This is a genomic window from Marinagarivorans cellulosilyticus (genome assembly GCF_021655555.1).
Lineage (GTDB): Bacteria > Pseudomonadota > Gammaproteobacteria > Pseudomonadales > Cellvibrionaceae > Marinagarivorans > Marinagarivorans cellulosilyticus.
In genome coordinates, this window is the sequence record NZ_AP023086.1 from 1460075 (window position 1) to 1472402 (window position 12328).

The 12328-nt window shown below is 48.2% G+C and carries 10 protein-coding genes; 8 read left to right on the forward strand and 2 right to left on the reverse strand.

Annotation, left to right across the window (positions count from 1 at the left end; all coding sequences use genetic code 11):
• Positions 1–8 precede the first annotated feature (8 nt).
• The 7 genes from MARGE09_RS05875 (at position 9) to MARGE09_RS05905 (ending at position 6928) form a co-directional block, all read left to right on the forward strand.
• Positions 9–710, forward strand: a complete 702-nt coding sequence (locus MARGE09_RS05875) for an ABC transporter ATP-binding protein (RefSeq protein ID WP_236986418.1) — start codon at positions 9–11, stop codon at positions 708–710.
• The gene (locus MARGE09_RS05880) at positions 697–3246 is read left to right on the forward strand and encodes an ABC transporter permease (RefSeq protein WP_236986419.1); all 2550 of its coding nucleotides are present in this window, start codon (positions 697–699) and stop codon (positions 3244–3246) included. Before MARGE09_RS05875 ends, MARGE09_RS05880 begins: the two co-directional genes overlap by 14 nt.
• Positions 3247–3333: 87 nt before the next feature.
• A complete protein-coding gene (locus MARGE09_RS05885) occupies positions 3334–3957 on the forward strand; it encodes a glycine zipper 2TM domain-containing protein (protein WP_236986420.1) in 624 nt (207 codons plus the stop codon).
• Between the two features lie 109 nt (positions 3958–4066).
• Positions 4067–4336, forward strand: a complete 270-nt coding sequence (locus MARGE09_RS05890) for a PepSY domain-containing protein (RefSeq protein WP_236986421.1) — start codon at positions 4067–4069, stop codon at positions 4334–4336.
• Between the two features lie 11 nt (positions 4337–4347).
• On the forward strand, positions 4348–5076 hold the full coding sequence (locus MARGE09_RS05895; protein WP_236986422.1) for a response regulator transcription factor: 729 nt from the start codon (positions 4348–4350) through the stop codon (positions 5074–5076).
• A gap of 26 nt (positions 5077–5102) precedes the next feature.
• Complete coding sequence (locus MARGE09_RS05900; protein ID WP_236986423.1) at positions 5103–6506, forward strand: ATP-binding protein; 1404 nt, start codon at positions 5103–5105, stop codon at positions 6504–6506.
• 35 nt (positions 6507–6541) lie between these two features.
• The gene (locus MARGE09_RS05905; RefSeq protein WP_236986424.1) at positions 6542–6928 is read left to right on the forward strand and encodes a VanZ family protein; all 387 of its coding nucleotides are present in this window, start codon (positions 6542–6544) and stop codon (positions 6926–6928) included.
• A 48-nt stretch (positions 6929–6976) separates the two neighbouring features.
• On the opposite strand, the gene ydiJ is transcribed toward MARGE09_RS05905, so the two are convergent.
• Together ydiJ and MARGE09_RS05915 are read right to left on the reverse strand one after the other, a co-directional pair.
• Positions 6977–10036 (reverse strand): D-2-hydroxyglutarate dehydrogenase YdiJ, encoded by a 3060-nt coding sequence (gene ydiJ / locus MARGE09_RS05910; RefSeq protein ID WP_236986425.1) that lies wholly within the window; start codon positions 10034–10036, stop codon positions 6977–6979.
• 155 nt (positions 10037–10191) lie between these two features.
• Positions 10192–10590, reverse strand: coding sequence for a Fis family transcriptional regulator (locus MARGE09_RS05915; protein WP_236986426.1), 399 nt, complete (start codon positions 10588–10590; stop codon positions 10192–10194).
• A 126-nt stretch (positions 10591–10716) separates the two neighbouring features.
• On the opposite strand from MARGE09_RS05915, the gene murJ reads away from it, so the two are divergent.
• The gene (gene murJ / locus MARGE09_RS05920) at positions 10717–12306 is read left to right on the forward strand and encodes a murein biosynthesis integral membrane protein MurJ (protein ID WP_236986427.1); all 1590 of its coding nucleotides are present in this window, start codon (positions 10717–10719) and stop codon (positions 12304–12306) included.
• The last annotated feature ends 22 nt before the right edge of the window (positions 12307–12328 follow it).

The window sequence follows — 12328 nt, forward strand, 5'->3', positions numbered from 1 at the left end:
GAATTAGCATGCTTCAAGTCATTGATCTCGTTCACGTATTGCCTGGCGACGCTGATAATACCCCTTTATTAAACTTACTGTGCTGCAGTATAAGGGCTGGCGAATCGGTTGCTATTGTGGGCGCTTCTGGCTCTGGCAAAACTACATTATTAAGCTTTCTTGCCGGCTTAGATACGCCAAAAGTCGGAAAAGTTCTTATTGCCGGTAGCGATATAGCATCGATGAACGAAGAGCAACGGGCGGAGTTGCGGGCAAAATACGTGGCATTTGTTTTTCAAAATTTCCAGTTGATCGATGGTTTAACGGCTTTGCAGAACGTGTGTTTGCCCATGGAAGTGAAAGGCATTGCTAAGCCCGAAGCGCAAGCAAAGGTTTGGTTAGAAAAAGTTGGCTTGGGCCACCGTTTGAATAATAAACCGAATGCCCTTTCCGGCGGTGAGCAACAGCGTGTGGCCTTAGCGCGAGCCTTTGCTTGTGATGCGCCATTATTATTTGCCGATGAGCCTACAGGTAGCTTAGATACCAATACAGGTAAAACTGTGGCCGATTTGCTATTTAGTTTGTGTCAACAAAAGCAGCAAACACTGGTATTGGTAACGCACGACGAGCGTTTGGCGCAGCGTTGTGATCGAGTGCTAAAACTGTCAGAGGGCAGGCTGGTCGAAATTGAAAAGCCAATTGAAAAGGACGGTCACCATGCCAGCGAATAAGCCTGTCGGTAAGGAGCCAACTTCGCCTGCGGGAGTGATGGCGGTGCTTGCGCTGCGTTTGTTGTGGCGCGGGGCCGGTGGCCGCAGCGCGGCGATGCTTGCTACGTCACTGATCATTGCTGTAGCGGTGGTTGCAACTCTTACACTCACAACCGATCGGTTACAGCGGCTTATTTATTCTAAGGCAAGCCATTATCTGGCTGCTGATGCTCGCGTGTCTGGTTCGCTGCCCGTTCCAGCCGAGTGGCGTGAGCAAGCGAGCGATTTAGGTCTGCAAACCGCTCATGCCACTACGTTTCGGGCTATGTTATTTGGCCCTGGTGTTGGGGTGGATCAGCCAATGCAGTTAGGTGCGGTGAAAGCGGTTTCGTCTTCGTACCCACTTAAAGGTGATTTGCTTGTTGCTGATAAACCCTTTGCGCAAGGGCTTGTGAATTCGGTTGGGCCGCAGCTCGGTGAGGTATGGCTTACATCCAGGCTCTTTGCCGCGCTTAATGTTGAAGTGGGTGATAGTTTAAGTATTGGTGATGCCGACTTTGTGGTTGCCAAAGCGTTAATTCAAGAACCCGATAGCCCGCAAAGCGTTATGGGCTTTGCGCCACGCGCATTGATTCACCGTGATGATATTGAGCGCACCGGCGCTATTGCGTTGGGCAGCCGCGTAAATTACAGCATGACAATTGCGGGTGACTTAGATGCTATTAATCGGCTAGAGCAATTGCTGCTCAAAGAACTTGGTAGTCACTTTAAATGGCGCTCAGCCGGCGAAGGCGATGGCCCAGATGCGGGCGTATTCCAGCGGATTACAAACTACGTTATGTTGGTGGCAGCGCTTGCCTTGGTGTTGGGGGCTGTCGCTATTGCGCTAGCGGCTGATGAGTTTGCGCGCAGCCAATACCGCAATGTGGCATTGCTAAAAACTCTCGGTTTGGTGCCACGTGCAATACTGCAGGTTTTTGCTTGGCAATTATCAGCGTTAGCCCTGCTAGGTTCGGTTGTGGGGCTGCTGTTTGGCTGGCTTTTTCAATTAGGGCTTTTAAAAATAATCGCAGGTCTAATGCCCAACTATTTACCGCCGCCGAATGTGATCGCTTTTATTATTCCTGTTTTAAGCGGCATCACTGTTTTACTACTGTTTGCCGGTCCTCGATTTTGGCAATTGCATAAAATTTCTCCACTTGCGGTATTGCGTGCTCGAATAATACCTGCCACAACTGGCCATTGGTGGCTTGGGTTGGTTGCCATTGCGGTTTTAGTTGCCTTACTTACCCGCCACATCGCTTTAACCTCGTTTGCGTCCTTGGCTTTATTGGTCGCCTTTTTTGCTGTGCGCTTTATTGTGCTGGCAAGTATTGGTTTATTAGCAAAGTGGCATGCAGGTGCCAGCGGAATTTGGCGGCTAGGCTTAGGGCAGTGGTTAAATTACCGCGATCAAAATGCGACACAGGCAGCGGTTTTTGGTTTGATTTTTATGGTGTTGTTTAGCGTGTATAGCGCGCGAACACACTTACTGTCGGCTTGGCAGCAGCAAATCCCCGAAGGGGCACCTAATCATTTTGTTTTTAATATTTACGACCATCAAAAAGAAGATGTTAAAAATTTTATTGAAACCAGCGCAAAAAACGCATCACCTTTTTATGCCATGACGCGCGGGCGCGTGGTGCAGGTGAATGATAAACCTTGGAAGCAGCAACTCGAAAGCAGCCCCAATGAGCAGTCCAATAACTATGAGCGCGAGCTTAATTTAACGTGGTCTAGCACCTTACAAGATGATAACGAAGTGGTGGCAGGGCAGTGGTGGACAAATGCCGAGGAAAGTTCACCGTTATTTGTCTCTATTGAAGAGGGCTATGCCAACGGGGCTAATATTTTGGTGGGCGATACACTGGAATTTAGCTTGTCTGGGCAGAATGTAACAGCGCAAGTGGCTAATATCCGTACTTTAAGCTGGCAAAGCATGCGGCCTAATTTCTTTATTATTTTTAACCGTAAACCCCTGCCTTTTATTGCGAGTAATTGGATCACCAGTTTTAATTTGCCCGAAGAAAATAAGCTGGCGGTTAACGCATTAATTCAAAAGTTTCCTTCAATCACGTTAATTGAAATTGATCAAACTTTAAAAAATATTAAAGGCTTGGTCGATCAGCTGGGCAAAGCAGTCGAGTATTTATTAGCTTTAATGGTTTTGGCGGCTCTGATGGTTTTAATTACTGGCATGTTGGTGACACTGCCGCTGCGTTTACGTACATCGGCATTAATGCGAGCCTTTGGGGCGGGTAAAGCGGTTATAAGCTATGCGTTGTGGGTAGAGTTTTTAATTCTTGGGTTTATTGCGGGCTTTGTCGCCTGCATTGGCGCAGAGCTTATTGTTCGTTTTTGGCTCGCTGGCGCATTAAAGCTTAGCGATGTTGGTTTTTTGGATACTTGGTTGTGGGGCATACCGGTAGTTATGTGCATATTGACCAGCTTTGGCGTGCTAGCTACAGGGAAGTCTTTAACGGTGGCGCCATCGCAATTATTAAAAGCGGAAAACTAATGCGCGCCAATTTAGCTGGTGTTCAGGCTTGCACTCGTAAACTGGCAGTACTTAAAAGAGCTCCAGTTTAACAAGAGGTGTGAATCGATGCTAAATCGTGTGATCAACGCTGCAACCCATCGACCTTACCGCGCGCTAAGGTCGGTAACTCTGGCATTGGGAGCTATTGGTATTAGTACAATGCCGTTAGCGGGGCTGGCAGAACATGCCCCAGCCGAAGGTGCGAGCATTATAGATACCGCTAGAGTGTTTTCCTCTGTGCCGGTTTACACCACGATTAAAGAGGTAGAGCCACGACAAGAGTGCTGGGTAGAAACCATTGCCCAAGAGCACTACATTCCACCAGAGCCTGCAAGGTACAATAACGCCCCAGTAATAGTGGGTGGTGTTATTGGTGGTGCCTTGGGGCATGCTGTTGGTCATGGCCGTTCAAATAAAAAGCTAGGTGCCGTTGTGGGGAGTGTGCTGGGGGCGGCCGTAGGGCACAGCGTGGGCAATAAGCCTTACCAGTCTAGGCGCGAAGGTTATACCGAGGTGAGCTACCGCGACGTTGAGCGCTGCAAAACCGTTGAGCAAACATCAACGCGCCGTGTATTTGAAGGTTACGATGTCACTTATGAGTACCGCGGCAATGTTTATACTACGCGCATGGCCAGCTCGCCAGGTAAAGAGCTGCAATTGGCTGTTCAGTTTACGCCAATTGAAAGTTAAAGAGCTTGTAGGCCCCTTTAGGTGGTTTAAGCCTGCGTACGTGTTGTACCATACTGGCACTGCAAAGCACCGGAGTATGGGTGTATACACGCTGATTAATAGGTTATTTATGACTCGTTCAGGTTTTTGTAAAAAGTGTTTGGCGTTTAGCTTGGGGTTGCTTGGGGCATCCGTGGCGAGTGCACAAGGTAATAATATAATCGATAAGAGTCGCGCTGCCGAAATTGCACAAGAAAAATTTGGCGGCGAGTTATTCGGAAAAATTAAAAAAATTAAAGCTGACGATGGTTCCATCATTTACGAAGTGCGTTTAGATAACAATGGACGCATGACAATCGTTTATGTTGATGGCCGCGGCAATATTACACAAAAAAAATAAGGAGCATCGCCATGCGCTTGTTAGTGGTTGAAGATGAAATGGCTATTCGCAATCAATTAGCCGATTATTTAGGCGGTTTAGGGTTTGCTGTTGATGTGGCAGCAGATGGTAAAGAAGGGCTCTATTTCGCTAAAGAATACGATTACGATTTGGCCATTGTGGACATTGGCTTACCAGAAATTGATGGTATCGAATTAATTAGCCAAGCCCGCGCTGCGGGTAAAAGTTATCCTGTTTTGATTTTAACCGCCCGTGGCAACTGGCAAGATAAAGTTAAAGGCCTTGAGGCCGGCGCCGATGATTATTTAGTCAAGCCTTTCCACAACGAAGAGCTTCGCGCTCGTGTTAACGCTTTAATTCGCCGCGCTTCTGGCCACGCCAAGCCCCAGCTAGAATTTGGCCCTGTCACCATCGATACCGCCGCTAAGCAGGTGTTATTAAATGGTAAAGAAGTTGAGCTAACCAGTTACGAGTACAATACTTTGGAGTATTTAGCGCACCATGCTGGCGAGGCCATTTCTAAAACAGTCCTTACGGAACACTTGTACCAGCAAGACTTCGAACGCGATAGTAACGTGATCGAGGTGTTTATAGGCCGTTTGCGCAAAAAGCTCGACCCAAAAGGCGAGCTGCAACTGATTACCACAATTCGCGGCCAAGGCTACCGCTTTAATACTGACCCCACCAGTGTGCATAACAGTGTCGCCAACAGTGATAAAGGCGCTGACGTCGTTGGTTAAGGTGTTTTCCTGATGAGTGACGTGTTTTGACGCCGTTAGTCGAGCGATTGCATTTACCGACGTTATCTGTTTCTTCGCTAACGACGCGTCTTTTCTTTGCTTCTGTGGTGTTGTTACCTGTGCTATTGGGTTTCAGCGCCACAATGTTGGATTATGCTTTTAAGCTCAGCCTAGAAACGGCAGAGCGCGATGCTTTGCGTAGCCAAGTGTATTTATTGCTTGGCGTCGCCGAACCCGGCGATACGACCCTCGAAATGCCGCCAGCACTCACCGAGCCGCGCTTTGGCGAGCTTAATTCCGGTTTGTATGGCTGGATTGTCGATGGCGAAGGTCATGTCGTATGGCAATCGCGTTCGACAGATTTAATCCCTTCTGATTATTTCCCTACGCTTACTACCCCCTTTGAGGCGGGCGTGAAAGATTTTTTCAGCAGCCAATTTAACGCCGATGACTTTTATTTAATGACCTACGACACTGTTTGGCCTATTGCAGGCAAAGACACCGAGTTTCGTTTTGTTGTTGCCCACAGCCAAGCCGATTTAAAAGCGATTCTAGCGGCCTACCGAGAGCGTCTGTTGGTGTGGGTTGTAGGGCTGGCGGTGTTGTTGGTTTTGGTGCAAACACTCATTGCCCGCTGGGGTTTGCAGCCATTAAGGCGTTTGGCGCGCGATTTAGAGCGGGTAGAAGCCGGTAAAAGCCAGTCGCTATCGGGCCAATACCCTGCAGATATTCGCCCCGTTACCGAAAACCTTAATAAAGTATTGCGGGCAGAGCAAGCCCAGCGCGAGCGGTACCGCAATACCTTAGGGGATTTGGCCCACAGCCTAAAAACGCCGTTATCGGTTGTACGCGGTCAGTTAGAAACCGCCGATTCCAATCAGCAGGAAATTATGCCGGTAGTGGATGATCAAATTAGTCGCATGAGTATGATCATTGATCATCAGCTAAGGCGTGCGAGTGCGCAGGTTACGCAAAATGCAGTTTATGCCCGCGTATTGGTTAAGCCGCTTATAGAGCGATTAACCGGCGCAATGCAAAAAGTGTATCGTCATAAAAACCTGAAAATTGATGTCAATATCAACAAAGATTTGCCCTTTTCCGGTGACGAAGGCGATTTGATGGAAATGGCTGGTAACCTTATCGAAAATGCCTGCAAATACGGCGCATCGCACGTTGTGATTAGTGCTTCTATTGTGGGGAATGACTTAAAAATTCATATTGAAGATGACGGCCCAGGCGTACCCGATACCATAAAAAGTACCATTCTTACGCGCGGCGCACGTGCGGATACGGCGACATCTGGCCAAGGAATTGGGCTTTCTGTTGCGGTCGATATTCTTAGTAGCTATGGTGGTAGCTTGCAAATAAGTCGCTCCTCACTGGGTGGAGCTAGTTTTAATTTATCTTTACCGGCCTACACCAATGCTTAACGCAGGGCTTGTTAGAGACGCTATAGATATTGGTTATGCTCGAAAAATCCCGTTTTGATAAGTTTATGCGCGCTAGCCGTTGGTTGCGTTGGGCGCAGTTTGTTATTGCGCTGGTTATCTTTTGTTATGCCGCGCTATCACCTTCGCCTCAGCTTATAGGGCAACACTCGGATACCAGTATGCACTTTGTTGGTAATATTTTGCTGATGCTGTCCGCTTGGTTGGCGCTTTGGGGGCGGCTATCCATTATTAAAGTCGTACTATGTTTATTGCCATTTAGTTTAGGTATCGAGCTTGCGCAGTATTTTTCCCCTGGCCGCATGGTCGATGTTAAAGATATGTTTATGAATACGGCAGGCTTAGGCGTAGGGGCTTTATTGGCCTTGTTTGCGCAAGTGGGCGTTAAGCGCATATTGCGCTAACGTCGGCCGCTAACATTCAGTACAAACCTAAAATGGCTGCATTGAATGTTAAGCGGGTTTTGAATCTGCCGCATTGGCCAGTAATGCTTGCAGAGGGTGTGATAATGACACGCCAGCTTCACGCAAGGTTTGGCTGCGACAAGAATAACCCGTGGCAATGAGTTTGCCGGTATTTTCTTCGTTAGTTGTGGGCGCGCGCCAGCTTAAATCAAAAATTTCTGCCGACGTTTCTCTGTTTTTGGTTTCGTGGCCATAAGTACCGGCCATGCCACAGCAGCCTACCGCTTCTACCGCTAGCGTTTGCCCTAAAGCCGAAAATATTTTTTGCCATTGGCTTGTACTGGCTGGCGCATTGGTTTTTTCGGTGCAGTGGCCGAGTAATTTAAAAGTGCCGTCTTTAAATAAGCTTTGTTTATTGACTAGCTTATCTAAATGAGCAATCAGCCATTCTTGAATCAACAATACCTTTGGTGCATTTTCTTCACCGAGTGCTTTTACGTACTCAGCGCGATAAGCCAATGTCATGGCGGGGTCGATACCCACAAGCGGGATATCGCTGCGGGCTAAAGTATTTAGCTGTGCGGCAGTTTGCTCTGCCTGTTGCTTAAATTCGGCTAAAAAGCCGTGGACATGCAGTGGCTTACCGTTAGCGCTAAAAGGCGCGATAAGGGGGTTAAAGCCAAATTTCATTAATAGCTCAATGGCATCTAGCACAACTTGGGCATCAAAGTATCGAGTAAAGGCGTCTTGCACAATAATAACGCTATTGGCTTTTTGCTCGTCATTTAAGCGTTTAAGTGCATCGCCGGTTGCGTAGCTTACGCCCCACTTTTTTAATTGTTTATTAAAGTTTATGCGCGATAATTTGGGGCTATCAACAAACCCAACCGTGTTTTTCAAAAAGCGCTTTACTGGCGCAAGTGATTGCACAGTATTAGCTATTGCGGCAAAGGGCGCGGCCATAGGTACAAAGCGCTCGAGGTTAGCGACAAAATAATCTTTAAGCGGGCGCGCATAGCGGGTGTGGTAAAGGGCTAAAAATTTACTGCGAAATTCCGGTACATCGACTTTAATTGGGCATTGCCCCACACAAGATTTACACGCCAAGCACTGGCTCATCGAATCCATCACTTCATGGGAAAAGTCGTATTGTTGAACAGCGTTTTTGGAGTTTTTTCGGCGTTGTAAAAAGCTTTCGGCTTTGGGGAAGTTATCGTATTTCCCTGTAAATTTGGTTACGTCAAAATCGTATTCACCGAGTTGTTTTATCCACTCTCTAATTAAAGAGGCACGGCCTTTAGGTGAGTGTACGCGGTTGCGGGTGGCTTTATAAGATGGGCACATGGCATCGGCGGTATTCCAGTTAAAGCAGGCGCCATTGCCGTTGCAATACACCGCCTCGCTAAAGCCCTGCCACAATTGCACTGGTATTTGTTGGTCGTTTTGGCCGCGTGTGGGCACTTCATCAATTTTGAGTAAAGTACCAGTATCAATGGGGGTTGCGATTTTGCCGGGGTTTAGCTGGTTGCGCGGGTCAAAAGCCCCTTTTATACGCTGCAGCTGCGGGAATAGTTCGCCAAAAAATTCGGGGGCATATTCGCTGCGCACACCCTTACCGTGTTCGCCCCACAATAAACCGTTGTACTTTTGCGTGAGTGCCGTCACTTCATCGGTAATTTTACGCACCATTTTTAAGGCCGATGGCTCTTTCATGTCGATGGCTGGGCGCACGTGAAGCACGCCGGCATCAACGTGGCCAAACATGCCGTAGCTTAAATTGTGGCTATCTAAAATAGCGCGAAACTCAGCAATAAAGTCGGCCAGGTTTTCAGGGGGTACGGCGGTGTCTTCAACAAAGGGAATAGGGCGCGCTTCACCTTTGGCATTACCCAGTAACCCCACCGCTTTTTTACGCATGCCCCAAATCTTTTTCACCGCATCATCGCCCATGGCTAAACCATGGCCAACACAACCGGTGGCGGCATCGGTGCTTTTTAATACATCAATTAATTGTGATAGGCCAGCGCTTAATTCCTCTTTGGTTTCTGCGGTGTACTCGACCAGATTCATGCCTTTGATTTGTTCGATATTTTCGGCTGGAAAATATTCGGCCACTTCTTGCCATACGATATCGTTCATGGCGAGTTCTAACACGCGCGAATCAATAGTCTCGATGCTGGTGGGGCCTGCTTTCATTAGGCGTGGGGCATCGCGCAGGGCGCTATCAAAGCTGTCGTAATTAACAATCACTAAGGCGGTAAAGTTGGGTATTTTTAGAAGGTTAATTTTGGCTTCTGCAATAAAACCTAAAGTGCCTTCGCTGCCGCATAAAATATTGTTTAAATTAAACTGGTCGTTTTCGTCGCGAATATGGGCAAGGTCGTAGCCGGTTAAGCAGCGATTGAGCGGCGGGAATTTTTCGGCAATAAGGGCTTTGTGTTCTTGCTGAATATTATTAATTAAGCGATGCACTAAGCCCGAAATGTTTTGCTCTTCGCTTTTTAGGGCAAGCTCGTCATCGTTAATGGCGTGGCTAACAATAATGCCGCCGTCCAGCAGTACTGTGGTTAGCTCTAATACGTGATCGCGTGTTTTGCCGTACCGGCAAGAACCTTGGCCCGAAGCATCGGTGTTTATCATGCCGCCAATGGTGGCGCGGTTACTGGTTGATAATTCAGGCGCAAAGAATAGCCCATAAGGCTTAATGGCAGCATTGAGCTGATCTTTAACAACCCCCGATTGCACGCGCGCCCAGCCTTCTTCGGCGTTGATTTCCAGAATGTTATTCATGTGGCGCGACATATCCACCACAATGCCGTCGGTAAGAGATTGGCCGTTGGTGCCCGTGCCGCCGCCGCGCGGTGATAGCACCACCACATGGTATTGCGGTTGGCAGGTCAGCTCGGTTATGCGCGTAAGGTCGTCGATGCTTTTGGGGTAGACAACGCCCTGCGGCAGTACTTGGTAAATAGAGTTATCCGTAGCCAAAACCGTGCGGCTGGCGTAATCCGGCGCTATGTCACCTTCAAAGTCTGTACGCTTGAGGGCTTCTAGAAACTGCAGGTACAGCGACTGGGTGCTAGAGGTTTGATGTATGCGTGGGATCATTGGATAAAACTCGAACAAAAATAAGCGGCTCGCATTCTACCTGTACGTGACAAGGCTTCCAATCCGATTCATGTTTTTACCCTGTTTTTTGCGCTATACCGCCGGTATCTCGTTTTTGTGCGCGGTTATGCATACGCTAAGGTTCAATTAAGGGTTTAACAACCGTTGGGCCTATTCCGTGCTAATGCGCGGCCTTTTTTGCTGGCAAGGCGCGTTTTCCAGTCGCCTTCGTGCTCTTGCGTGCAGGCTTCTTCGGTATCAAAAACCACTTGGTTCTTAGGCGAACTTACTTTTACACCTATTTTAAAAAGCTTAGCTTGCACGTTGTTTTGCATTTGCTGGGTGTGTAAGTTCTGCTCGGCTTGGGTAAGCTGCTCTTGGGTTTCAAAAATACAGGTGACTAATAAGCTGGCAGGGAAGTTGGTGAAATCAACTTGGTGGGTAAGCCACTTAAAGCCGGGAATATCTTTAAGGCTTTGCTCGCACACAGCAATAAGGGCCAAGCGAATATTATTGTCTGTTCTTTTTTGCGTTTTACTTTGTGCTTTAGCCATAGTCGTTGCCTTGTTGATTATGGTCGCGATTATAGGTTTTTTGGCAAACCCGCGCGCGACAAATATTCTGCTAATTGTTAATGCCAGCACTTTGTGGCGTAATGCCTTCCTTTTTAGGTTAATGCTATGTCGTCTTCCCCGCAGCCAACAGTGGCCAAAGCACCCTCGTTGTTACGCTCTGGCGCGGTTGTGGGGGTGATGACAATGTTATCGCGGGTGTTAGGCCTAGTACGCGATGTGGTATTTGCACGCTTTTTAGGTGCCGATGCCGGGGCCGATGCCTTTTTTGTGGCCTTTAAAGTGCCTAATTTTTTAAGGCGGCTATTTGCCGAGGGCGCCTTTGCACAAGCCTTTGTGCCGGTATTGTCGGAGCTTAGGCAAAATAATGCAGGCAGTGCGCTTAAGTTATTTATTGACCATGTGGCAGGTTGCTTGGGTGTATCGTTATTGGCCATTACAACCTTGTGTGTTGTGGCTGCGCCTTTGCTGGCAGTGGTTTTTGCGCCGGGATTTTACTTCGATAACCCCGAAAAAATGGCGTTAACCGGCGATTTAATTCGCATTACCTTTCCGTATTTATTGTGCATTTCGCTAGCGGGCTTTTTAGGGGCTATATTAAACAGTTTTGATCGCTTTGCCGTGCCCGCCGTGACGCCGGTATTGCTTAATATTGTTTTGATTATCGCAGCGGTTTTTGTCGCCCCGCGCATGGGCGAGCCAGCGATGGCACTGGCTTACGGGGTGCTAGTAGCCGGTGTGCTCCAGTTTAGTTTTCAGCTGCCTTTTGTGGCCCAGTTGGGTCTATTGCCCAAGCCCAAGCCCGTGTGGTCCGACCCTAATGTTAAAAAGGTGCTGCTGTTAATGGCACCAGCGATTTTTGGTGTATCGGTTAGCCAAATAAACTTATTGCTCGATACGGTGCTGGCCTCGTTCTTGCCCTCTGGCAGTGTGTCGTGGTTATTTTATTCAGACCGCTTAACCGAGCTGCCCTTGGGCGTTTTTGGGGTAGGTATTGCCACGGTGATACTGCCTGCATTATCGCGCCAACATACGGCTAGCTCGGAACATTATTCCAGCACACTTAATTGGGCCATACGCTGCGTGCTTGTGATTGCGTTGCCGGCTACCGTGGCGCTGGTGGTACTGGCTAAACCCATCTTGTTTACGTTATTCCAGTATGGCGAAATGGGTGTAAGGGATGTGAATATGGCCAGCGTGAGTTTGATGGCTTATTCCTTAGGCTTGCCGGCTTTTATGTTAATTAAAGTATTGGCCAGTGGTTACTTTGCCCGGCAAGACACCAAAACCCCCGTGCGCATTGGCATTATTGCCATGGTGGCCAATATGGGCTTGAACGTTTTGTTTGTGGTGCCTTTGCATTTTGGTTGGCAGCTTGGCCACGCGGGGTTGGCGTTGGCTACGTGCGCCTCGGCTTTTTTAAATGCCGGCTTGCTGTACCGCGGTTTACTCAAAAGCCAGGCATTTGTGCCCGAAAATAACTTACTGCGCTTTGCCTTATTGTTGTGCGTTGCCAGCCTTGTGATGGGGGCAGGCTTGTGGTTTAGCTTGCAGTATTTACCCAGCTTTGAAGTGTTAGGTTGGTTGCCGCGCATTGGCTATACGGCCTTGTTTTGCATGGCGGGTTTTGCAGTTTATGTGCTAGTGCTGTTGCTATTGGGGGTGCGCGTTCGCGACTTTAAGCCCAATAAAACGTAAATGGGTACCCTTGTTTTGCGCT